This window comes from Alteromonas sp. V450 (genome assembly GCF_001885075.1).
Lineage (GTDB): Bacteria > Pseudomonadota > Gammaproteobacteria > Enterobacterales > Alteromonadaceae > Alteromonas.
The window spans coordinates 411,289-434,943 of the sequence record NZ_MODU01000004.1 but is presented as its reverse complement, the minus strand read 5'-3'; the positions used below and the strand labels follow the sequence as shown (position 1 = coordinate 434,943).

Genomic DNA, 23,655 nt, shown 5'->3' with positions numbered 1-23,655 from the left:
AAGCTGTGTTGATTCTAGCGCAAGCTCCCCTACGTAGAAGATGAACGAATATAGCTTTACGTTAATCCCAATTAGGCGCAAAGTCAGGGTTAACAATACGCTCACCGTTATCAAGATCATCAATTAGCGTAAGCTCTGGATCAGTTAAATTTACACCACCGTAAGCTAAATTCTCCGCCAAGTGTACTTTACTGGTTGATGAAGGAATGGCATAAATGTGACGTTTTTCCATCCACGCCAGAACAACTTGCGCTGGCGTCGCATCGTGGCTTTGCGCAATTCGCAATAACGTTTCGTCCTTCATTACTTTTCCGACAGCAAATGGCATATATGCGGTCGCTTTTATGCCTTTTTCCTTACACGCTTCAACAACCTTCTTATTTTGCATGAAAGGATGGATTTCAATTTGGTTGGTGTAAATCTCGCCTTTACCAAGAACCTTTTCGGCCTTATCTAGCAAATCAATAGTGAAATTAGATACACCAATATGACGAGTAAGCCCTTGCTCTTTTGCCTTCGCAAGATTGCCTAAGTAACTTTCGAGTGAAATATCATTGCCAGGATATGGCCAATGGATAAGAAGCAAATCAACATATTCTAGCTTCAGCTTTTCTAAGCTTTCGTGAACACTTGGAATAAAATGAGCATCGCTCAATGACTCGTGCCACACCTTGGTGGTGACAAACAGTTCGTTTCTATCAAGACCGCTGGTTTTTATGGCGTCGCCAACTTGTGCTTCATTGTCATAAAATTGTGCGGTGTCAATGTGTCTGAAACCAACCTCTAGCGCTTTACTGACTGATTCACGGGCCTCGTCATCTTTCAATCGAAACGTTCCCATTCCTAACTGAGGCATATCTTTCATTACTTTCTCCTTTTCCGTGTTGGTCTTACCGTACTTGACGTAGCAGCTTCACACTTTGCTACGCCATCGCTTAGAAAGAAGATCGTAATCATCGAGACTGAAATCAGAATTAAATGGGAGACAAACTTAGTGATTACGTTGAAGAATGCACGTCGCTGAAATAAAAAAGCCGCTAACGTGCGCTAGCGGCTATGAGTATTCACTTACATGTGATGGATAAATTTGATTTTACTTACGTTTGGCAGGACGCCCAGCACGTTTATTCAACCCTTGTTGCTTACGCACTTTATGCTTTTTAACAGAGCGACGCATGCGACTTAAACGCGCGTGGTCCAGTTTACCCTGGCGTACATTAACCATAGTTTGCGTTTCATCTGGCAGTTGAACGTGGCTACGAAGCGCGTTCACGTCTTCTAACCCAAGCTCTACCCACGCACCTTGCGGTAGACGCTTTTGCAATTCAATTGGGCCATACTTAACACGTATCAAACGGCTAACCTGCACGCCTTGCGACTCCCAAAGACGACGCACTTCGCGGTTACGTCCTTCTTTCAACGTCACATTATACCAACGGTTCATGCTTTCATCTTCAGCATGCTGCGGCGTAGGCGTACCTGAAATTGTCAGGAACTTTGCTTCACCATCTTCCAGCTCCACACCCTTTTGAAGCGTATGTAGCGTTTTACCCGTAACTTCACCAAATACACGCACTGCGTATTCGCGCTCAACTTCGCACTTAGGGTGCATTAGGCGGTTTGCCAATTCACCATCGTTGGTGAATAACAGCAGGCCACTGGTGTTCATGTCTAGACGACCCACTGTGATCCAGCGCCCTAATCGAATCGCGGGAAGACGGTCAAAAACCGTATCGCGACCTTCAGGGTCGTGACGGCTACACAATTCACCTTCGGGTTTGTTGTACATCAACACGCGGCAGATTGGCTGTTCTGTTTGACGAGATAGCAAATGACCATCAACACGAATTTGTGCGGTATGGTCGACTCTATCTCCTAATGTTGCTTTGGTGCCATCGACCGATACTCGGCCTTCTTCAATCCAACGTTCCATTTCTCGTCGCGAGCCTAGCCCTTGGTTAGCCAGTACTTTTTGCAACTTTTCAGTCATGGGTTTTCACTCTTTAATTGCTTGTTTACGGTCGCACGGTCTATTTTGACGGTGCCTCATTTAACACCTTAAGCGGCGAGTCTGACGCAATACTTTCTGCCATATTTTCGAAAGCGTCAGCATTGGGCAAATCGCTCAACGACGTCATCGAAAAATAGTCCAAAAAGCCTTTGGTAGTTGCATAAAGCGCTGGTCGCCCAGGCACTTCTTTGTGGCCTACTACCTTTACCCAGTCTCGTTCTGTGAGTGTCTTTATAATATTACTGCTTACCGCCACGCCCCTGACTTGCTCAATTTCTCCACGGGTTATAGGTTGACGATAGGCAATGAGTGCCAACGTTTCGAGCAGTGCTCTAGAATACTTTGGCGCATTTTCCTGCCACAATTTGCTTAACCACGGGCTTAACGCATCTAACGACTGAAAGCGATAGCCACTTGCTACTTCCACCAGTTGAATGCCTCTTGGCTGATAGTCTAACTTTAGCTCGTTAATCACCTTACTCAAGGTTCTATCAGCGACGGTAAACTCATTGAGTACCGTGTCTTTTAAATGCTGCTTTGAAATAGGTTTGTCGGCTACAAATATTGCTGCCTCAACCAATTGTTTAAGCTGTGCCGTGTTAATTTTCTTCATGGGCACCTAATTTTACATGAATTTTTGCATAAGGACCTGCCTGAATGCATAAAATTAGCTGTTCTTTTACTAATTCTAAAATTGCCAAGAAGCAAACCACTACGCCAGCTTTACCTTCATCAATAGTAAACAGACGTTCAAGCGGCGTATATTCTGATGTCGTAAGCAATGACAATATGAGCGACATGCGCTCTCGCGTGCTCAGTGCTTCCCGTGCAATGGTATGGTGTTCAAACGCTTCGGCGCGCTTCATGGCAGCACTAAAGGCCAATACAATTTCTGCTAACGACACGTCGGGTTCAATGCGAATGGGTGTCACGCTCTCACTTAATTCAACGTGAGTGGTGAAAACATCTCTTTCAAGCCTAGGCTGACTATCTAAATCTTCTGCGGCTTGCTTAACTAGCTCGTATTCTTGTAGTCGACGAATAAGCGCTGCGCGAGGATCTTCTTCTTCGTCGGGATCGTCGCTGCGTTTAGGTAGTAGAAGCCTGGACTTAATTTCTGCCAATATGGCTGCCATCAGCAAATACTCTGCCGCCAACTCTAATTTTAGCGACATCATGGCATCCACATATTCCATATACTGCTTGGTAACATCAGCGATGGGCAGTGTAGTGATATCAAACTTTTGTTTTCTAATTAGATAAAGCAGTAAGTCGAGAGGCCCTTCGAAGGTTTCTAAAATAACTTCTAGCGCGTCTGGGGGAATGAAAAGATCTTCAGGTTTTTCTATCAGCGCTTCACCATTAATGAACGCCAGTGGCAACGGCTGTTGAACAGGTGCCGAAAGCCCTTTCTCAACAGAGGCTTTATTATCGTTTTTATTCTCTTCAACAAGCTCAGACACAGTTCCACAACCGTTTTTGCGCGCTTACAAAGCGGCGATTATTGATATTATTATTTACGCGTTAATGCGAGGACCTGTTGAATTTTGCTGTACACCAACGCTCAACAGGCCTTAGAAACTTAGCTTAAGGTTTCCTACTATAACTCCCACCTGCAGCTAGCAAAAGAAGCTATTTAAAATAACCTATTAAAACCAGTGTTTTCAAAAAGTCAGCATAACGAAAGTTACTCAAAGGGAGACGGATCGCCCGTGCCATGACGTACAATGACTGGCGTGTCTTCCGACAAATCAACCACGGTAGTAGGCTGCTCACCAATGTAACCACCGTGAATAATAAGCCCTACTTGCTTCTCCAAATTATCGCGAATGACATCTGGATCTGATTCGGCCATGGCGTTACCTGGCAAAATCAAAGATGTAGACATCAACGGCTCGCCTAGTTCTTCCAATAATGCAAGTGCAATAGCGTTGTCGGGCACGCGAATTCCTATGGTTTTACGTTTAGGGTTTTGCAAACGTTTTGGTACTTCGCGGGTCGCTTTCAAGACGAAGGTGTAACGCCCCGGCGTATTGTTTTTAATTTGCCTGAACGCCGTATTGTCTACCTTTGCGTAAATTGATAGCTCAGACATATCGCGACACATAAGGGTAAAGTTGTGGTCTTTATCAATTTGTCGAATACGACACAGCTGCTCAAGCGCCTTTTTGTCTTCCATTTGACAGCCAATGGCATAACCTGAGTCTGTCGGATACACAACCACCGCACCCTCTCGAATTAATTCACAAGCCTGACTAATTAGACGTTTTTGCGGGTTGTCGGGGTGCACATAGAAAAATTGACTCATAAATACTTCCTATTCCAATAAAAACGCAGATCGATAGAGCTGCAATCCATAAATAGTTGAGTGACTGTCCATTCCTTCGCACTTGTTAATTCGCTCCTGCTTTGCCAGCAGAGTGAGTGACTGTCCACTTGTTAATCCGCTTTTGGGATTTCTAATAACCAACTTTCGGCATATCAATTAACGATAGCACTCATCAAACTTCTGTTAACCATTTGCCCTACATCACCCATTTAAACCGGAAGCATAGTAACTAGATATACTAGCTTTCCGTCATCTGCCCTTCAAACTGCTTCCAATCATGCCATATGGGTGTGAGTTTACTGCTAATACCGAGGTTCTTACCCAACTCAGTCCATCGAGATGGAAAATGAAAATCTGAACCAGCTGATGCCAAAAGTTGATGGGTTTGTGCAAGCTCGTTAATCAGTTCTTGTTTGGTTTTGTTGATACCGGGAAACGCGGTTTCAATGGCATCGCCACCGGCTTGTTCAAACAGCACCACCAAGCGCCGCAACCATTTCGCTGTCATGTCGTAATGGGCAGGATGCGCCAATACAGCTTGGCCACCTGCATCGTGGATCCACTCGATAGCTGTCTCAATGCTTGGCCACTCAGCTTTAACTGCCGCGCGTTTACCTTTCCCTAAATACTTTTTAAACGCGGCGTCCATACTAGACACACCATAATTGTTTACCAGTACTCTTGCAAAGTGCGCCCGCGTCACCTGACCAACACCCGCTAGCGCTTTTGCTCGCGCTAGAACCCCCTCAAACCCACACTTTTCCAGCTTATCGGCAATTTTTTCAGCCCGAGCTTCACGAGTCTTTGACTGGCCTTGTAACCGTTCAAGAAACGTTGGGCAATGTCTGTCCACATTTAATCCAACGATATGAATATCGAAACTGTGCCAAGTGGTGGAAATTTCAACACCATCAATAATGGTTAATGCACGTTTTTGCTTCGATTGGGTAGCGTGGGCTTCTTCTAGACCGGCAACGGTATCGTGGTCAGTAACGGCAAGCGCATCCACCTGCATGGTGTGCGCGCGAAGGATTAGTTCTTCCGGCGTTAAGTGGCCATCAGAGAATTTTGTATGACTATGTAGATCTATTTTCAATGTCTTATGCAAATTTTAGGTTGACACGAAGGGCAAATTGTTTTCTTCTATATGCACGAAGTATACGTACTAACGGCTTCAAATCCTATTGAAGTTTGTAAAAACAACGAGTAATTCATGCATTCATACAATATCTCAACAGTAATGACAGTTGCAGCTTGGTGGTGGCACTCCCTAACTTAACGGGCGGTGTGCACTTTGGTGCGTGAATGAATACACATAAAGGCCCGTTTATACGGGCCTTTTTTTTATCTTTTTGCAGTTGGAGAGTAGCAAAAAATGAGTTTAGCGGAACTGGGCACTTCCCCGGGCAAGGTAGAAACAATTGAGCAAGCAGGTCATTACATTGAAGACCCACTTGCTGCATTTGCCCATCTGTGTGGTGAGAAAAGCAACGCGCTGCTGTTAGAGTCAGCAGAAATCGATTCAAAAGACGATTTACAAAGCCTGCTTATGGTTGATGCAGCACTTCGCATGGAATGCCGAGGTAATCGCGTTGAAATCAATGCGCTAACGGCCAATGGCGCTTCCGTTTTGCCTTTGTTTGTTGAACATGCCCCTGAAGGTCTACACATCAAAGAAAAGACAGACACTTCAATTGCGATAGTGTGTGATGAAGCTGATGGTGAACTCGATGAAGACAGTCGCTTAAAGGCCGCAAGCGTAATGGACGCGCTTCGCATTGTTATCAATAAGATAACGCCAATTCGCCAGCATCCCCACGCCGTTTTCTTAGGTGGTGTTTTTGCCTACGACATGCTTGCGGGCTTTGAAAAATTGCCTAACGTAGCAGAAGGTGAAAATGACTGTCCAGATTTTGTGTTTTACCTTGCAGAGACCTTAATAACTGTTGACCACCAAACCCGCGAGACGCATTTAATCGGTAGTGTTTTTAGCGGGCAAGACGTTGCCCAGCAATACTTTGCCATTGCACAGCGCTTAGAAGCCATTCATCAGCAGCTACACGATATGCCTGCCGAGCCTGTGATAACAAGCACAAATGCAGCCAATAAAACAGAAGCACAAAGTGGACAGTCACTTTCTTCTTTTGATCCAAACGTTGAAGTTCGTGTTGATTTAAGTGATGAACAGTTTTGCAACCATGTGCTGGACTTAAAACAACATATTTTAGCCGGCGACATTTTTCAGGTTGTGCCCTCGCGCACATTCTCTCTCCCCTGCCCGTCGCCGTTACTTGCTTACGCTAAACTTAAAGAATCAAACCCAAGCCCTTACATGTTTTACATGCAAGATGGTGCTTTCAGCATATTTGGCGCCTCTCCTGAATCAGCGCTTAAATACGAAAGAGAAAGCAATCAGGTAGAAATCTACCCTATCGCTGGTACCCGTCCACGCGGCAAGCGCCGTGATGGCAGTATCGACAGAGACTTAGACAGCCGTATTGAATTAAACCTGCGCGAAGACACCAAAGAAAAGTCTGAGCACATTATGCTGGTTGATCTTGCCCGAAACGATGTGGCAAAGGTGAGTCGCCCTGGTACACGCTATGTGAAAGACTTGCTTAAAGTCGACCGTTACTCTCACGTCATGCACTTGGTGTCACGTGTGGTTGGCCAGCTACGTGACGATTTGGATCCACTGCACGCCTATCAAGCCTGTATGAATATGGGCACGCTAGTTGGCGCACCTAAAGTAAGCGCAGCGACGTTAATTCGCGAAGTTGAAAAAAAGCGCCGCGGAAGTTATGGCGGCGCGGTTGGCTACTTGAATGGTCAAGGCGATATGGACACCTGTATTGTCATTCGCTCAGCATTTGTAAAAAACGGTACGGCCTATATTCAAGCGGGTGCAGGTGTAGTATATGACTCAGTTCCTCAAGCTGAAGCTGATGAAACCCGTGCTAAAGCACAAGCAGTGATTGGCGCAGTTAAAGCCGCGCTACAAGAAGAAGCTGAAAGTATCAACGTTGCGTTAAATAAAGGAGGCAACGCATGAATCAGCAATTGACCACCCTATTTTTGCTCGACAATGTAGACTCATTTACCTACAACCTTGTAGATGAACTACGTACTTTAAACCTAGACATCAAGGTATATCGCAACACGGTTTCAGCAGATGCGTTGTTTGAAAGAATGCAGGAACAAGCAACCAAAGGGCCTGTGCTTCTTATGCTATCACCGGGTCCAGGCGCACCAAGTGAAGCGGGCTGTATGCCTGAGCTACTAAAAAAGGTACACGGTGTATTCCCCGTGATCGGCATTTGCTTAGGCCATCAAGCTATTGTTGAGCATTACGGCGGCACCGTAGGTCGTGCCAGCCAAGTTATGCACGGTAAGTCTTCTGCCATCACCCATTCTGAAGATGCCATGTTCGAAGGCTTACAGCAGCCTTTACACGTTGCACGCTACCACTCTTTAGTAGCACACACACTGCCTGAAAACCTCACCGTTTGTGCATCTACTATAAACGATGACGGCAGCGAGGCCGTAATGGCAGTTTACAATAGCGAAGATCGCATGTTGGGTTTTCAATTTCACCCAGAATCTATTTTAACAGCCCACGGCAGTTTGCTGTTAAAGCAAAGTATTGACTATTTAACGTTACAGGGAGCGAACCATGCTTAACGCAGGCCCTCTACTCGAGCAAATAATGCTGCGAGAATCGCTGTCGCAAACCGAAGCGTACAGCTTGTTTAACAGCATCATGCACGGCGAGCAAAGCGAGGTGATGATTGCCTCTGTGCTTACTGCGCTTAAAATGAAAAAAGAGTCACCGAGTGAAATTGCAGGTGCAGCGAGTGCTATGGTTGCAAACGCGTTGCCCTTCCCTACACCATCGTATGAATTTGCTGACATCGTTGGTACCGGCGGTGATGGCCACAATACCATTAATATTTCTAGTGCTGCGGGTGTTGTAGCAGCGTCGTGTGGCGTAAAAGTCGCAAAACACGGTAACCGCAGTGTATCAAGCAAATCAGGCTCTGCTGACTTGTTTCGCCAATTTGGACTTAATTTAGAAATAAGCCCTGAAACATCGCGCAAATGCTTAGATGAAGCAAATTTCACATTTCTTTTTGCACCGGTCTATCATGCCGGTATGCGCTACGCAGCGCCCGTGCGTGCTGCGATGAAGACTAGAACCTTGTTTAACATACTGGGGCCTTTGGCGAATCCTGCGGGTCCAACTCACGGTATTTTCGGCGTATACTCTCCTGAATTGCTTGAACCTTATGCAAAAACCCTTATGCTGCTCGGCCAACATCGCGCAATGATTGTGCACGGCGATGGCTTAGACGAATTAGCACTTCACGGTGAATCAACAATATACGACCTTGAACATGGCGACATTCGTAAGCTTACTGTCGCTGCTGGAGACTTCGGCTTGCCTCGCTATCCCCTTTCGGCGATTGAAGGTGGCGAACCAGAAGAAAACCGGCAGTTTGTTGAAGCTGCGCTAAACGGCGAAGGCAAAGAAGCGCACCGTGCTGCCATTGCCATGAACTGCGGAGCGCTGTTGAAAGTAACCGGCAAAGCCTCAACGTTTAAAGAAGGCGCAGAAATGGCGATGAACGCTATGAGCGAAGGGTTACCCATGCAGCTATTAACGAAGGTTGCTAAAATTACTCAGGAGGTAAGCACGAATGGCTAATGTGCTTGAGAAAATTGTTGCTGACAAACGAGAAGAAGTGGCCGCACGCAAAGAGGCATTGCCGCTAGAAAGCTTTAAAGCTAACTTGGAGCCTTCTCAGAAGAGTTTATTTGCAGCGCTTAGTGAGCCAAATGCAGGCTTTATCTTCGAATGCAAAAAAGCATCGCCCTCAAAGGGCCTTATTCGAGAGCACTTCGATTTAGACGAAATCTTAGCCGCGTACACGCCTTATGCTGCCGGCATTTCTGTACTGACAGACGAGAAGTACTTCCAAGGTAAATTTGAGTATTTGGCTTACGTCACCGAACGTGTTGCTCAGCCTGTACTTAACAAAGATTTTTTCGTTGAGACCTATCAAGTGTATTTAGCCCGTCACTACAATGCCGATGCGGTGTTGTTAATGCTAAGCGTGCTAAATGACGATGAATATCGCGAGTTGGCAAACGTTGCGAATTCTCTGTCGTTAGATATTCTCACCGAAGTAAGTAATGAAGAAGAGATGGAGCGCGCTATTGCGCTTGAAGCCAATATCATTGGTATTAACAACCGTGATTTACGCGACCTTTCTACCGATTTAGCGACAACTGAACGCCTTGTGCCCATGCTTGAAAAAGCTAGTCATGACTACGTGGTTATTTCGGAGTCAGGTATATACACCCACCAAGACGTGCTTCGTTTAGCGCCTGTATCCCAAGGCTTTTTGGTGGGCAGCGCATTAATGGCAGAGGCTGACCTACCGCGCGCAGTGAAAACGCTAGTGAATGGCGCCGTTAAAATATGCGGAATTACTAGCCCCGAGCAAGCGCAAATGGCGTTTGATAAAGGCGCAAGCTTCGGCGGCCTTATCTTCGCAGATAAATCGCCACGCTGTGTGAGCGAAGCACAGGCGTTGGCCATAACGCAAAGCGTTGACGGGGCTTTTGTTGGTGTGTTCGTTAATCACGACATTGATAAAGTGGCATCACTCGCCGCCTCGCTTAACCTTTTTGCCGTACAGCTTCACGGCAATGAAGATGAAGCTTACATTTCAGCGCTTGCAGCCAAGCTTCCAGAAGGTTGTGAAATTTGGAAAGTCGAAGGTGTTAAAGCAACCTCTTCAGACGAACTACCAGAAGCAGTGGACAGACACTTAAATAATAGCCTTGTAAGCCGAGTTCTTTTGGATTGCCAGGTAGGCGATGCAAAAGGCGGTACAGGCGAAGCGTTCAACTGGCAGCTATTAAACGATATCGAAGCGAAGCATAAGTTAGTGCTTGCTGGCGGTATTAACGCCCAGAATGTTGCAGAAGCTATTGCAACCGGCTGTGGTGCTATTGATGTGAATTCAGGCGTAGAAACCGCACCCGGCGTGAAAAGCGAAGAAAAACTCCTCGCGCTCTTTGCCATTTGCCGCCGTTACTAATTTAAATACAGGACAACGTAATGAACCAGTTAGATACAAAATTTGGTGAATTTGGTGGCATGTACGTGCCCGAGCTACTTATTCCAGCACTAGACCAACTGGAAAAAGCATTTTTGGATGCTAAGGACGACCCGACATTTAACGAAGAGTTTTTATCTCTGTTAAAAGACTATGCCGGTCGCCCAACGTCAATGACGTTAACTCGCAATCTGGTAAGTAACCCAAAGGTAAAGTTATACCTAAAGCGTGAAGACTTACTACACGGTGGTGCACACAAAACTAACCAGGTGCTAGGCCAAGCGCTACTTACCAAGCGCATGGGTAAAAAAGAAGTTATCGCCGAAACAGGCGCGGGCCAACACGGTGTTGCCACCGCGTTAGCATGTGCATTGTTGGGGCTAAAAGCACGTATTTATATGGGTGCGAAAGATGTTGAGCGTCAAGCGCCAAACGTGTTCCGAATGAAGCTTATGGGCGCAGAGGTTATCCCTGTAAACGCAGGCTCAGGTACGCTTAAAGATGCCGTAAACGAAGCCATGCGCGACTGGTCGGCAAACTATGATAAAGCGCACTATTTGTTAGGCACAGCCGCGGGCCCACACCCGTTCCCGACTATTGTTCGTGAATATCACCGTATGATTGGTGAAGAAACTCGCGCACAAATTATGGAAAAAGAAGGTCGCTTACCTGACGCTGTAGTAGCATGTGTGGGCGGAGGCTCAAACGCTATCGGTATGTTTGCAGACTTTATTGATGAGCCTTCTGTGCGCTTGGTGGGCGTTGAGCCTGCGGGTAAAGGTGTGCACACCAAAGAGCACGGCGCAACTATCGTGACGGGTACAAAAGGTATTCTTCACGGCGCTTACACCTTCATTATGCAAGACAAAGAAGGCCAGATTGAAGAGAGCTACTCAGTATCTGCTGGTCTCGACTACCCTGCTGTTGGCCCTCAGCATGCTTATCTTCACGACATTGGCCGAGCGGAATACGTGGCCGCCACCGACGAAGAAGCGCTGAACGCATTCCAATTGCTTGCAAGAAAAGAAGGTATTATTCCTGCCCTTGAATCGTCGCATGCCTTAGCGCACGCGCTAAATATGGCAGATGAAGCGGAAGAAGAAACCATCATCGTAGTTAACTTATCAGGTCGTGGCGACAAAGATTTAGCACACGTCATCAACATTTTAGGGGACGATTTATAATGGATAGATATGCACAAATGTTTGCAGGCCTTGATGAAAAGAACCAAGGCGCATTCGTACCTTTCGTAATGGTAGGTGACCCCGATTTAGCGCAATCTGAAGCCATTATTTGCCAGCTTGTAGAAAGCGGTGCTGACGCACTTGAGTTGGGCATACCCTACTCTGACCCTATCGCTGATGGCCCTACGATCCAAGCATCGGCCATTCGCGCATTGAACAATAAGGTAACGGTAGCAGATTGCTTAGGTGTTATTTCTCGGGTTCGCGCGAAATACCCTGATGTTCCAATTGGTTTGTTGCTTTACAGTAACTTGGTTATGGCCCAAGGTGTTGAGAGCTTCTACGGTAAAGCGCAAGAAGCAGGCGTTGATTCAATTTTGGTTGCTGACGTTCCTATTCGCGAAGCAGCACCTTTCCAAAAAGCTGCAGAAGCAACAGGTATCTCTCAGATTTTGATAGCACCGCCGAATGCCACCGAAGAAACCATGGAAAAAATCGGGGAATACTCAAAAGGCTATACATACCTGTTAGGCCGTGCGGGTGTTACCGGCGCAGAAACGGCTGCAAACGTGCCTGCTTCAGAGCTTATCGAACGCTTAAACAAGCATAAAGCAGCGCCAGCATTATTAGGTTTTGGTATTTCTACACCTGAACAGGTTAAATCTGCTATTGACGCAGGTGCCGCTGGCGCAATTTCAGGCTCGGCGACGGTAAACATCATTGCAGCTAATTTATCGGACAGTCACAAAATGATCAGTGAACTTGGCAGCTTTGTTGAAAGCATGAAAGCCGCTACGGCTAAGGGATAAGCACATGCTATATATGATTTGTGCAACCGATGTGGCGGGCAGTCTAGAAAAAAGACTAGCGGCGCGCCCTGCTCACCTTGAACGTTTGAACGCGCTCAAAGATGCGGGCCGTTTAGTTATGGCAGGCCCCTTCCCTGCTGTAGATAGCCCAGATCCTGGCCCGGCCGGATTTACAGGCTCACTAGTAGTCGCGGAGTTTCATTCGCTAGAAGCAGCCCAAGCATGGGCAGATGCCGACCCGTATATTGAGGCTGGTGTTTATGAAAGCGTTATAGTCAAACCGTACAAAAAAGTCTTGCCGTAAACGATGTCACTCGTGAACAAAATTCAAAAAGACCTGCTTTATTAATGAGTGCACAAAGTGGACAGTCACTCGTTGGCTCCCCATGCATTAAACGGACAGTCATTCGTTGGCTCCCCATAGGGCGAGAAAGTGACTGTCCACTTTTTTATTCACTTTTTTATTTTTTTGGCGACCTGTTGCTTATCGCCCTTTTTCTGATTTATGTGCCTTTAAAAACCTTCTCTCCAAAGAGCGCCAATTTAGTTGATGTTGACTGCCTTTTATATACAGTTCAAAAGCTACAATGTAGACTAGTGCTAATTCAGAATGAGTTCAGTTTACAAAGTTATACTTAGCTTTGATTTAACCTGAGCGGATTTATTGTGAGGTTGTATGACATTATCGCTTCGAGTTGCCATTTTAACACTTGTTTTAGCGCTTTCTGGCGCGAATAACGCTATGGCATTACAAAGCTCAAGTGGTGACATATCAAAAAGCGAAGCAGCGGAACGAGCTCGAAATGCTGAAAACGGGCGAGTATTAAAAGTGGAGCAAACCTCTAAAAAATATCGCGTGAAAGTGCTAAAAAAATCGGGGCGCGTGGTATCAGTTGATGTCGACAAACGCTCTGGAAAAGTAAAAAGCACCAAAGATAAGGAATAACATGCGTATACTCATTGCTGAAGACGATAGCAGATTACTTACTCAACTTGATACTCTTTTACAGCAAAATAGTTATAGCGTTGACTTGGCAGATAACGGGGAACACGCGCTCTTTTTGATCAAAGAGTATGATTACGACCTTGCCATTGTAGATATTGGAATGCCGAAACTTGATGGTTTTGAAGTTATTCGAAAAGCGCGCCAAGCGGATGTATCTTGTCCAATACTGATATTGACTGCGCGCGACAGGTGGCAGGAAAAAGTTGAAGGGTTGGACGCAGGTGCCGATGATTATCTTACCAAACCGTTTCATAACGAAGAGCTTTTGGCAAGAACAAAAGCATTGATCAGGCGTTCGTCTGGGCAAGCAAACCCTACTATCCAGTTTGGACCAATCTCTTTGAACACCGTCAGCGAAGAGCTTTTGTTACATGACAAACCTCTAGATTTAACAGCCTATGAGTATAAAGTGATGGAATACTTAATGTTAAATCCACAGAAAGTTATTTCAAAAACAGAGTTAACTGAACATATCTATGATCAAGACTTCGATTTAGATAGCAATGTTATAGAGGTTTTTGTTGGTAGGTTACGCAAAAAACTTGATCCTGAGGGAAGTTTAAAACCCATCGAGACGCTGCGCGGGCGTGGATACAGAATAAACCGAAGTCTATGAGGCAGTTATCTCTTCGACTGCGAAGCGTATTTCTAGCGGTGCTACTGCTTGCTTTATTCGCACCTTTCACAATATTCATTCTGGTTGAAGCATACACAGACAGCCTCACTCAAGCAAAAATGAATGAGTTGAGGCTAATGAATCTTGGCCTTTTATCAGCGTTTGAACTGGACGGCGATATGCCGTACATGCCAGAAATATTGTATGAAGAACAGCTAAACTTACCGGGCTCTGGTTACTTGGGTGTTATCGTATTTCGCGGTCAAGTAATTTGGCAATCAGCATCAGCACTAGAATATACCTTTAAACCTCCTGGTTTACAGGTACCAGTTGGCAATGAGTTGTTTGTCGAAACTTCAAGGCCTGACTTTGAGCCAAGTGAAACGTACTTCACTTATGCCTTTACTGCCGAATTTGCTTCAAGTAATGACTTTGAGCCAGTGCGATTCTATATATTTAACAACAGAGAAGGCTTTGAAGAAGAGCGAACCGCGTTTTTAAACACAACATGGCAATGGATTGTAACGTTAAGTATTGCTTTACTTATTTTCATAGTAGTCGGCATTAGCTTGGTTCTCACGCCAGTCAGAAAGTTAATAGAGGAAATATCTCTTGCTTCGGCGGGTAAAAAACATCAGCTAGATACCCGATACCCCGCTGAATTTGACTCTTTAAAAGACTCGATAAACACCCTTTTGACGACAGAGGCAGCACAGCGTACTCGTTATAAAAATAGTTTAGGTGACCTGGCTCATAGCCTCAAAACACCACTTGCGGTAGCATCAGGAAATCGCAGTTTACCAAGTGAGGTTACAGAAGCACTTGAGCAAATCGACCGGATAATTAACCGTCAACTGAAACGCGCCAGCGCAGGAAAAACGGCTTGGCAGCAGTCGATAAATGTTTTCGGCGTGCTCAGTAAACTTGCTGATGCTATGGACAAGGTATACCAAGAAAAAACGCTAGCTATAGAACTTGATGTTTCGGAAAACCTTTCATTTAAAGGTGACGAAACGGATCTCATGGAATTGTGCGGAAATGTACTCGACAATGCCTGTAAAGCTGCAAAAACACGCGTGATTATCTCTGGATCCACATCAAGCAAATGGCTTGTAATCACGGTTGAAGATGATGGGCCAGGCATTCCAGAGAGTAAAAAGAACGTGCTACTTGAGAGAGGTACACGGCTTGATACTTACGCGGAAGGTCAAGGTATCGGTATGGCTCTCGTCGCTGATTTGGTCTCTATTTATGAGGGAAGAATGCAAATTGGGGATAGCGACCTTGGGGGTGCTTTGATCACGCTACAGTTTCCTAATCAGGCGCAAATTGAAAAGTAGGAATTACAAAAACCTATTAGCGTTTTAATTCTTACAATATATCTCAGAATTCTTGTAGTACGAATTTGCTCCTTTGATAATTAAGTATGCATCTATAATGCTTGCATCTTCAGCTTTTGGTGTATCTATTAACGTTAGATTCACTGTGACTTTTACAGAAGTTTCTGTGTTCCTCGCCCCAGCATCGCTATTTCGCGAAGTTGATCGTCTCAAAAAAAGTTTCTTCCTGAAGCGTTTCTGAGCGAAACGTGTGCACTATTGTCCCATCTTTTTTGACCAGTTGAATAGGTAATTTTGTACAACGTCACTTCCCTGATAAAGATTGATAACATTGGCTGACACGCTCAAACTGCATTCTGATTCAAAAGGTCTACCTTTTTATTTACTTACCGTAATTGATGAAAATCTTTACTTGAGTTGCCAAAAGGAAGCGTATTGAATGACAAAAAGGCTCTACCAGACTGCGATGTAGTGCCTTTTAGTTGTTAAGGAAATCGTTCGTTTTCATAACTAATCTTTGCAAGCGAAATCGGGCTATTCGATTCGATAACTTAAACAGTCAAATTCGAAGCCACGACTACTTGCACGTCACTACATACTCCGTCATTGCAACTAGCAAAAACTATCTTTAAAATATTCTGCATAAACAATACCTCTTAATGTTGCATAAGCCCTCAATCTGATTAGCTTCTTCATGCAATTAATCGTTTTTCACCGGCCAGAGGTAGCTACATGAACCTTTTAACATGAGACCCAACCACTATCATCTTTCCTATCTTCCATTAGATTTTTCTTTTTGTCGAAATCTGCCCAAGTAGAAGCACGAACTGAAGTTACTCCTTTATTACCTCCAAAATGGAAGATTTTGGATCCTGAACCGAAACTAGCAAAACCCTTCACTTTCTCAGGTGGCAGGTCGATGATTTCACCACTCCCAGCACGAGCTGAAAACCCAACCCATTTACCTTTGACACCAGCTAGCACCACAGTTGCGTTTCCACTTCTAGCGTCGCATGCAGGTATGCTGACCTGACCCGATAGAGCAGGAAAAGTAATTACACCACACAACAGAACACTTACTAGTCTTTTTTTCATTATGGTATTCCTTATTTAGCTGTAAGATTATTAGAACAAAACTGTTTCAGCGCTTTCAATTAACCGAATTTTTTAAGGGTACTAAAACAAGCATTGCATTTAACTTGCTTCCCCAACGCTCCATTAACCAACCTTTATGAACAACACCGTAACCTTTTGCTGGATCAAGAACCGTGTACTCATTCTCACCTTCCTCCAAAACTGCAATGTAATGGCCATAATCAAGCTTGTCACCAAACATAAAGTCCACCAAAAAATGGTCACTCAGTACCGTCATATAGAGGTCATCATATATATGTTTCCTGATTGCAATAATGACAGGTAGGTTCTTGTTGAGCATTCTTTCAAGAATCACCTCATTGCCTTCTATCGCAAATGCCTGAAACCCTGATTCTGAAGCAATAAATTTCAACTCGCCAATTGAATAGCCAGCTTCTAAATCACTCATGGGATAAGTCGAGAGAATGGATTTTTCCGAAAGAGGCTTATTGTAAAAATGCATCACAGAACTTAACAAAGCTGCCCCACAAGTCGTCCTATCTGATTGCTCAAAAAATGGTATTGATTTGGCGTTATTTTCATTCGTGATATGCCGTATACCTGCGCACCCTGCCAGCGAGTTTACGGCAATCAAAATTAACAAAAATTTCATATTAAGCATTTTTTTTGCTCAACCGGCAGCAAGTATCACACCTGCTGCTATAACACCAGCGGCAATATTTAAAATATACTCTTGCTGGCTTTTACCTCCTTTCACTTCTAGTACATCTTCAGATTCAGATTCTCTTAGTAACATCAAATCTTCTTTTGACAGCTGAACTCCGTCTTCAGTGATAGCTAATTTTTCATCAGCTAAGCTTGAAAAGCTCAATGACAACATAGTTACGCAACACAGATTCTTAATAATTTTTTCCATGACCCACCTCTATATTTAACAAAAGATTCTTATGCACTAGCACCAATAATAAGAATGATAAGCCCGCCCAAAGCCAAACCATAAACTGTATTTTTCATCATCCCACCACCTTCAACTGCACTCACATCAGTGCACTCTTCAAGTATTTGAAGTTCTGTTAAATCTGATTCAGACAAGTAATCCGACTTTAATATTTCAGTTTTGGAATCATCGACTTTAAAAACAGATTTACACATTGATAATGGCTCTACTTTATTTGAGTTTGCATGCGCATTCAGACAAAAAAGACTCATGCCCCCACTCAGTAAAATAGTTGACAAAATTTTTTTTAGTTTTTTTGACATATTAGTTCCTCGTATAACATATAAAAAAGCTGTTTTTATACTATCTATAACAGCTGCCATTCGCTTCCCATGCAACTCTTTCAATATCCTTTCCAGAGCTTAATGAGTTGCAAAAGTCTCTTGGATTGTGTAGGCAAGCTTTCAACGAGCCATTCTTATCGTATACTTTGCAGATCCCTACACTTTCTTCATAACCTTTATTTCTTTTGTCAATTTGTTCGACTTTTCTATCAACTGTTTCAACCCAGCCCCATGTTTGACATCCTGCAAGAAAAACAGAAGCAAACAACAGAGCAAAATATGCGAGAGGCCTTGTGATTTTATTTATTTTCATAATCATACCTTTCAAAAATATCGTTATTTTAAACATCCCTTTACATACATCCTTCCCTAGACCTGCGCCTATCAAAGCATTGACATTTAGCGCTATTGCTACATGTAACGGTCCTATGTCCGATTCCACATTTATCCGCGCATGAACCAAATACTTGCCAGTATCTATCGCCATCGCATCGCTTAGGCTCTGTTACTAGATTTTGTTCGAGCCTTTAACTTTGTTGGCTACTTAGAACTTTGCCTGACTCATAGCCTACGACTTCGCCTATGTCTCTCCCAACACAGATCCTATGCTTTTGTCGTGTTGTTGGATTTTGCTTGATAACTGCAAGTTCTTTTTTAATGACCTTTAAGTCATTTATCAAAGTGGCTGAGTTGCGTGTCATTTGGCAACTGCTGAAAGACATAACTTTTGAACAATACTGTTTTCCGTTCTCTGTAGTACTAATGCATCCAGAGGTTGCACCCGCGTAATTTGATATCACCACAGTTAACGCTAATATGATTTTTTTCATTTTATTTTCTATTAATCTTTTTTTGCTTCCACTGCTTGATAACGATGTTGTCGACCCAAGCACGAGTTGAACTCTCAGCGTGCCCATATATAACCAACTCATATTCTCGATTCGCGTCAAACGAAGCTTTTGCGCGTTTTCTAAATCTTTTGTTTATATTTTTGTTCTCTTTTGCATGGCCCCACTTGTAGTCAATCTGACCACTTGGAAAAATGTTCATCTCTATATTTATCCATGCCATGGGGTCTCCTACGGTAGCGACAGTACCATCACTAAATTCTAATTCAGGCATTCCTGTGCTTTCGGCGCTGATAATTGGAATAAACATTTCGCATCCAGCTCCTTTAGGAGCTAATGCAAGACCTATATTGGCTTTTGAATTGTTATTGCGACTTTTAGAGTAGTTTACGGTGTGGAGATCGATGCCAATCGATGTTTCGCCCTGTAACGTAATTAGCGAAGTCAAGCGAATAGATGATTCACACTTCTTCACCTCTTTAACGTCAAGAACATTTCTATCTGTTTCTTTTCTTCTCACTATACTAATCGAAGGATTTCTAATTAATAAAAAGTCGGCTTCAAAATCATTTCGGGTCCTATAGTTATCAAATGTAAAATTTAGATTTAGTGGTGAGAATGTGGAGCTAGCATTTACTTTATTAGTAGTCGTTTTTTCATCCCCCGAATTAATTAAAACGCTGCGTTCGAATTGTTGATTGAACGAAACGAAAGGCTCGTAGTCATTTAAATTGACTGTAGTTGCAATTAGAATATCGGCGATTTTCAAAGTGAGCAGCGTCTTGCTCATATGTGCATTTTTCGTAAAAACAGATTCTACCGATGACAAAAGGTCCCCACCATCTTCGTAAACAAGTGGCGCTTGCTTCGCGTCTTTACTTGAAAGATAAAGTTCTTTAGCGTCACCCAACAAGTCAACAAACGCTTGATTCTCTCTAAATCTTTTTTCCTCGTCAGCTGATAAATTCCCAAGACCTTTTCTATATAAACTATAATTGACTTTATACTTTTCGAGCCCTTCCTTCATGAAGGCTGCAGCGTATTCATATGTAACTTGTTGTGGAGTCTCAAGATAGGCACTAAGCAACGCCAAACCGCCCTTTCTACCTTGATTTACTATCAGTGAAGCAAGCGCCCCCTTTGGACCACCAATTTTGAGGCCAGTACCAATGTCAAGTAACTTATCATTAGCATTAGTAAGGATATTATATGAAGGCTTTCCGACACGATAGACGGCAAGCGTTGTTAGATAATTAGTTTTAGAATACAAAACTTTGAAGTAACCGGCTCTTTCATCAAAGTAATCTTCTTTTTCTTTGGCTTGTAACTCAATGGAAAAGAAAAGAGCCAGTGCTAGAGTCAGAAAACATAAGATTGAAGTTGTCTTTGCATCGAGAGTCTTTCTTTTCAAAACAGCATTCCTGAAATGGACACAAACAAAATAAGTAGACAGAATGGCTTGAAAATTGTTTTTTTCCATTATTCTAATTTCCTTACTAACCTCATATCTAATTTTAACTGATGAAAGAAACTCGTATGAAACGAGGACAAATCTTCAAACTTCTAGCCTTATAGAATATAAAGTGAATTTGGCCTACAAAGCACTATAGAAATAATTGTTTTTCCCCATAGCTTTTGACGCTTTATTTAGTGTCGTCTCTAGTTGTAACAGAACACAAATGTGATCGAGTTTATCTATTAGACGAGTCTGGTAGAAAAGTGGGGTTAAATTTTTTTGTTTTTTATCAGAAGTGACGGAATTCGGGAGCTATTGATGAGCATAATTCTGATGAATAGGCTCATGAATCCTTGCTAACATTCGCCGGAAACCTTTTTTCGATGTAGTGAGTTAATTTTGCGTTACTGTTGCCAGTCCTCTTTTCTCGCAAAATGCTCCGCCAAGCAAACGAGGTCGGTATAGGAAAGGTCCTCAATAGATAACTCTTCATTATTACTGGAGGTAATTTATTTAATTTACACACAGAGGAGATATAGCAATATCGCACGGAGTAATACTTTGATGTCCAATTGTTGTAAATTGAAGGATAAATACAATTGTAGCAATTCCCGCAACTGAATCGACACAAATAACCTAGACACTTCTCAGCCGTTCTTACAATCTGCCTTTTAAACTGTTTTTGCGCAAAAAACACCACTTCGTCAGCAGACAACCACTTACCTTCTGACAAGCGGAGTCAGTGGACAAACACGTAAATTTCGACAGCTTTTAATTGCACACTCTCAATCGTGACTCAATACTGGCTTAAAACAGGCTCGCATTCAACAGCGAACGTATTAAGTTAAAAAGCCTGAGTCCGATACAACATCGAAATCAGGCCTTAGTTGCCGCTTAAAAATGAGTCCTACTTAATGGGGCAACTTCACTTACCGAGGTTGTTGGGCTTCAATCTCGCAGTTCTGGCGCCTGCTACTTAACACCTACTACTAATCGCTTTATTTACTACCTTCGCTTGAAAGCAGTACGGCAAGCCATTTACTCTCGTCTCTTGATTCTAGTGCAATTTTTACAACCATCGTCAAGGGCACTGACAATAGCATGCCTACTGTGCCTAACAACCAACCCCAAAATATTAACGAGAGAAAAACAACCAACGTCGAAAGCCCCATGCCTTTTCCCATTAACCGAGGCTCAACCATATTTCCCATGATAGTGTTAACCATTACAAAGCCTAAAGCAGCAAAACCCGCAGACGCTGGCCCTAATTGCACAAAAGCAATAAGTACAGCCGGGACTGCCGCAATTATTGAACCAATATTGGGAATAAAGTTAAGCATGAAAGCAAGCACAGCCCATAGCATAAAGTGATCAACGCCCATAATATAAAGCCATAACCCAATGATTAGTCCAGTCCCCAGGCTCACCACTGTTTTGATAGCAAGATAGCTATTCACAGAGCGTATAAACCTGTCGATGTGTTTTAACTTCATATCAGGGTCTGATAACGCGATGTGTAGTCTGCGAGGAATACTATCTGCTTCAAAAAGCATAAAAATAACAGTGAGGAGAATTAGAAAGAGGTTTGAGAGTACACCGCCCATCCCGCTTATAAAATTTGTGGCTACAGACATAGCTGTTGCTGGGTCGAGGTGGGAAGCAATTAACTCTCTATTGATGTGAATATTATATTCAGCCAGTTTAGTCACGACCCAAGCAAACTCAGTATCAAGCTTACTTCTGTATTCAGGCAGATTTTCTCTAAACTCGGTCATTGACTGACCAACCAAGCCAGCCAAAAGAAAACCAAAAACAACAATAAGCAGTATAACAAAAGTTATAGAGAGCCATTTTGGCACCCCAAATTTTGACGTCCAACGTATTATTGGACTGCACGCGATCGCTATAAAAATAGAGAGAAAGAACGGTACCATTATTGTGCTGGCCGCTTTAATACCGGCCATCACCACGATTAAACATGCTAATACTATGAGCATTTTTGCTGTTGGCGAGCGTAGTTCCATTGACATTTTGTGCTACATTCCTGACTGAAACGACAATACTTTACAACGACTTATAAACAACTACAAACAAGAGACTTCAATGAACTTTAATCTTGCCACTATTAAAATTAAAAACTTAAGACTACGCACATACATTGGCATCAATGAAGATGAAATAAAGAACAAACAGGACGTTGTCGTTAACGTTAAAATCGATTACGACGCAGAAAAAGCAACCAATACTGACAACATGAGCGATGCACTAAATTATAAAACAATCACAAAAGCGATAATTAAACTTGTAGAAGACAACCGCTTTTCTCTGTTAGAGAAGCTTACCGCCGATGTGCTAAGTATTGCAGCAGAGCACTCTTCAGTACGTTATGCTGAGGTTGAAGTAGATAAGCCACACGCACTGAGGTTTTCTGACTCAGTGTCTCTCACGCTATCCTGCAATAAGACGGGATAAGCGCGCCTAAGGAGTGAATTGTGAATATTCTAATGACCGGTGGAACAGGGCTAATTGGTAGCGAATTTATTCACCAATATTCGCGTGATCACGAGTTTACTGTAGTTTCTCGTAACGTTGCTAGTGCACAAAGTAAGTTAGGAAATCACGTTAGAGTCGTTGAGAACGTTTCGTCGATAGAGAGTTTTGAACGTTTTGACGCGATAATTAATTTAGCTGGAGAACCTATCGCCGATAAGCGTTGGACAGACACTCAAAAGAGAGCAATTTGCGATAGTCGTTGGGATATCACCTCTGCGCTAGTGTCCAAGATAAACAGTTGTGACAGGCCGCCGCCAGTTTTCTTATCGGGCTCTGCAATTGGTTTTTACGGCAATCAAAAAGACAAGGTTGTAACTGAAGATACCTCACCTCATAACGAATTTACCCATGAACTTTGCGCAAAATGGGAAGCTATTGCCCAAAGCGTAGATCAAACTAAAACACGCGTAGTAACACTGCGTACTGGCGTAGTTCTATCCGAAAAAGGTGGCGCATTAGGGAAGATGGCACTGCCGTTTAAATTGGGGGTAGGAGGTACATTGGGGAGTGGGAGTCAGTACTTAGCCTGGATCCATCTTCAGGATATGGTACGTGGCATTGCGTTTTTACTCGAAAAAGAAGTTTGTTCTGGCGCGTTTAACCTAACAGCTCCGGCACCTGTAACAAACAAAGTGTTCTCTAAAGCTCTCGCTAAATCGCTTGGCCGTCCCTGTCTGTTTAATGTACCTAGTTTTCTTATGAAGGTAGCGATGGGCGAATCCTCAACGATGATCTTGGAAGGTCAAAGAGTTATTCCCGAGAAACTTACGTCTTCCGGATTTACATTTGAATATCCTGCCATCGATGATGCTCTAAGCGACATATATAGCGCTTAATCATAATCTAAGGAAATGTGGACAGACACTCGCACCTAACAGTGGACAGTCACTCAAATCTCACCTAACACCTAATAGTGGACAGTCACTCACTTCTAGTAAGTGACTGTCCGCTGCAAAACTTATTCAACAATACTTGTTCAAGTGTCTGTCCGTTTTGGATTCG

Annotated in this window: 26 protein-coding genes and 1 pseudogene; 13 read left to right on the top strand and 14 right to left on the bottom strand. The window is 43.5% G+C overall.

The window, feature by feature from the left end:
- Positions 1–61 precede the first annotated feature (61 nt).
- From dkgB to BK026_RS01930, 6 genes are all read right to left on the bottom strand, one after another.
- The gene (dkgB, locus tag BK026_RS01955; RefSeq protein ID WP_071814305.1) at positions 62–865 is read right to left on the bottom strand and encodes a 2,5-didehydrogluconate reductase DkgB; all 804 of its coding nucleotides are present in this window, start codon (positions 863–865) and stop codon (positions 62–64) included.
- A 228-nt stretch (positions 866–1,093) separates the two neighbouring features.
- A complete protein-coding gene (gene rluB, locus BK026_RS01950; RefSeq protein ID WP_071814304.1) occupies positions 1,094–1,990 on the bottom strand; it encodes a 23S rRNA pseudouridine(2605) synthase RluB in 897 nt (298 codons plus the stop codon).
- 40 nt (positions 1,991–2,030) lie between these two features.
- On the bottom strand, positions 2,031–2,624 hold the full coding sequence (scpB, locus tag BK026_RS01945) for an SMC-Scp complex subunit ScpB (protein ID WP_071814303.1): 594 nt from the start codon (positions 2,622–2,624) through the stop codon (positions 2,031–2,033).
- The gene (locus tag BK026_RS01940) at positions 2,611–3,474 is read right to left on the bottom strand and encodes a ScpA family protein (protein ID WP_071814302.1); all 864 of its coding nucleotides are present in this window, start codon (positions 3,472–3,474) and stop codon (positions 2,611–2,613) included. The genes scpB and BK026_RS01940 overlap by 14 nt, the downstream gene beginning before the upstream one ends.
- A gap of 224 nt (positions 3,475–3,698) precedes the next feature.
- Positions 3,699–4,319, bottom strand: a complete 621-nt coding sequence (locus tag BK026_RS01935; protein WP_071814301.1) for an L-threonylcarbamoyladenylate synthase — start codon at positions 4,317–4,319, stop codon at positions 3,699–3,701.
- A gap of 259 nt (positions 4,320–4,578) precedes the next feature.
- A complete protein-coding gene (locus BK026_RS01930) occupies positions 4,579–5,436 on the bottom strand; it encodes a PHP domain-containing protein (RefSeq protein WP_071814299.1) in 858 nt (285 codons plus the stop codon).
- Between the two features lie 279 nt (positions 5,437–5,715).
- Between BK026_RS01930 and BK026_RS01925 the strand changes: the two genes are divergently transcribed.
- The 10 genes from BK026_RS01925 to BK026_RS01880 all read left to right on the top strand — a co-directional run bounded on the left by BK026_RS01925 (position 5,716) and on the right by BK026_RS01880 (position 15,420).
- On the top strand, positions 5,716–7,392 hold the full coding sequence (locus BK026_RS01925; protein ID WP_071814297.1) for an anthranilate synthase component 1: 1,677 nt from the start codon (positions 5,716–5,718) through the stop codon (positions 7,390–7,392).
- The gene (locus BK026_RS01920) at positions 7,389–8,021 is read left to right on the top strand and encodes an aminodeoxychorismate/anthranilate synthase component II (protein ID WP_071814295.1); all 633 of its coding nucleotides are present in this window, start codon (positions 7,389–7,391) and stop codon (positions 8,019–8,021) included. The genes BK026_RS01925 and BK026_RS01920 overlap by 4 nt, the downstream gene beginning before the upstream one ends.
- Positions 8,014–9,045, top strand: coding sequence for an anthranilate phosphoribosyltransferase (gene trpD / locus BK026_RS01915; RefSeq protein WP_071814294.1), 1,032 nt, complete (start codon positions 8,014–8,016; stop codon positions 9,043–9,045). The genes BK026_RS01920 and trpD overlap by 8 nt, the downstream gene beginning before the upstream one ends.
- On the top strand, positions 9,038–10,447 hold the full coding sequence (gene trpCF / locus BK026_RS01910) for a bifunctional indole-3-glycerol-phosphate synthase TrpC/phosphoribosylanthranilate isomerase TrpF (RefSeq protein WP_071814293.1): 1,410 nt from the start codon (positions 9,038–9,040) through the stop codon (positions 10,445–10,447). The genes trpD and trpCF overlap by 8 nt, the downstream gene beginning before the upstream one ends.
- Positions 10,448–10,467: 20 nt before the next feature.
- A complete protein-coding gene (gene trpB, locus BK026_RS01905) occupies positions 10,468–11,649 on the top strand; it encodes a tryptophan synthase subunit beta (protein ID WP_014976090.1) in 1,182 nt (393 codons plus the stop codon).
- Positions 11,649–12,458: a tryptophan synthase subunit alpha gene (trpA, locus tag BK026_RS01900; RefSeq protein ID WP_071814292.1), complete on the top strand. Its 810-nt coding sequence runs from the start codon at positions 11,649–11,651 to the stop codon at positions 12,456–12,458. The genes trpB and trpA overlap by 1 nt, the downstream gene beginning before the upstream one ends.
- Positions 12,459–12,462: 4 nt before the next feature.
- Positions 12,463–12,762: a YciI family protein gene (locus BK026_RS01895; RefSeq protein WP_071814291.1), complete on the top strand. Its 300-nt coding sequence runs from the start codon at positions 12,463–12,465 to the stop codon at positions 12,760–12,762.
- A 372-nt stretch (positions 12,763–13,134) separates the two neighbouring features.
- A complete protein-coding gene (locus BK026_RS01890) occupies positions 13,135–13,404 on the top strand; it encodes a PepSY domain-containing protein (RefSeq protein WP_071814290.1) in 270 nt (89 codons plus the stop codon).
- 1 nt (position 13,405) lies between these two features.
- Positions 13,406–14,080: a response regulator transcription factor gene (locus BK026_RS01885; protein WP_071814289.1), complete on the top strand. Its 675-nt coding sequence runs from the start codon at positions 13,406–13,408 to the stop codon at positions 14,078–14,080.
- A complete protein-coding gene (locus BK026_RS01880; protein WP_071814288.1) occupies positions 14,077–15,420 on the top strand; it encodes an ATP-binding protein in 1,344 nt (447 codons plus the stop codon). The genes BK026_RS01885 and BK026_RS01880 overlap by 4 nt, the downstream gene beginning before the upstream one ends.
- A gap of 741 nt (positions 15,421–16,161) precedes the next feature.
- On the opposite strand, the gene BK026_RS01875 is transcribed toward BK026_RS01880, so the two are convergent.
- The 7 genes from BK026_RS01875 to BK026_RS01845 are packed head-to-tail and all read right to left on the bottom strand — an operon-like array spanning position 16,162 to position 20,124.
- Positions 16,162–16,515 carry a hypothetical protein gene (locus BK026_RS01875; protein WP_071814287.1) on the bottom strand — a complete coding sequence of 118 codons (354 nt, stop codon included), beginning with the start codon at positions 16,513–16,515 and terminating at the stop codon, positions 16,162–16,164.
- A 55-nt stretch (positions 16,516–16,570) separates the two neighbouring features.
- Positions 16,571–17,176 (bottom strand): cysteine peptidase family C39 domain-containing protein, encoded by a 606-nt coding sequence (locus BK026_RS01870; protein WP_083574968.1) that lies wholly within the window; start codon positions 17,174–17,176, stop codon positions 16,571–16,573.
- A 9-nt stretch (positions 17,177–17,185) separates the two neighbouring features.
- Complete coding sequence (locus BK026_RS01865; RefSeq protein WP_071814285.1) at positions 17,186–17,431, bottom strand: hypothetical protein; 246 nt, start codon at positions 17,429–17,431, stop codon at positions 17,186–17,188.
- Positions 17,432–17,460: 29 nt separating this feature from the next.
- A complete protein-coding gene (locus tag BK026_RS01860) occupies positions 17,461–17,835 on the bottom strand; it encodes a hypothetical protein (protein ID WP_071814284.1) in 375 nt (124 codons plus the stop codon).
- Positions 17,816–18,283 (bottom strand): hypothetical protein, encoded by a 468-nt coding sequence (locus BK026_RS01855; protein WP_071814283.1) that lies wholly within the window; start codon positions 18,281–18,283, stop codon positions 17,816–17,818. Before BK026_RS01855 ends, BK026_RS01860 begins: the two co-directional genes overlap by 20 nt.
- Positions 18,284–18,323: 40 nt before the next feature.
- Complete coding sequence (locus tag BK026_RS01850) at positions 18,324–18,626, bottom strand: hypothetical protein (protein ID WP_071814282.1); 303 nt, start codon at positions 18,624–18,626, stop codon at positions 18,324–18,326.
- A 1-nt stretch (position 18,627) separates the two neighbouring features.
- Positions 18,628–20,124, bottom strand: a complete 1,497-nt coding sequence (locus BK026_RS01845; RefSeq protein ID WP_071814281.1) for a hypothetical protein — start codon at positions 20,122–20,124, stop codon at positions 18,628–18,630.
- Positions 20,125–20,926: 802 nt separating this feature from the next.
- Here BK026_RS01845 and BK026_RS19935 point away from each other — a divergent pair.
- Positions 20,927–20,998 (top strand): annotated as a pseudogene (locus BK026_RS19935) (IS3 family transposase); the annotation flags it as partial.
- A gap of 100 nt (positions 20,999–21,098) precedes the next feature.
- Here the strand turns inward: BK026_RS19935 and BK026_RS01840 are convergent.
- The gene (locus tag BK026_RS01840) at positions 21,099–22,130 is read right to left on the bottom strand and encodes an AI-2E family transporter (protein ID WP_071814280.1); all 1,032 of its coding nucleotides are present in this window, start codon (positions 22,128–22,130) and stop codon (positions 21,099–21,101) included.
- 73 nt (positions 22,131–22,203) lie between these two features.
- Between BK026_RS01840 and folX the strand changes: the two genes are divergently transcribed.
- A complete protein-coding gene (gene folX, locus BK026_RS01835) occupies positions 22,204–22,572 on the top strand; it encodes a dihydroneopterin triphosphate 2'-epimerase (protein ID WP_071814279.1) in 369 nt (122 codons plus the stop codon).
- A 20-nt stretch (positions 22,573–22,592) separates the two neighbouring features.
- Positions 22,593–23,489: a TIGR01777 family oxidoreductase gene (locus BK026_RS01830; protein ID WP_071814278.1), complete on the top strand. Its 897-nt coding sequence runs from the start codon at positions 22,593–22,595 to the stop codon at positions 23,487–23,489.
- The last annotated feature ends 166 nt before the right edge of the window (positions 23,490–23,655 follow it).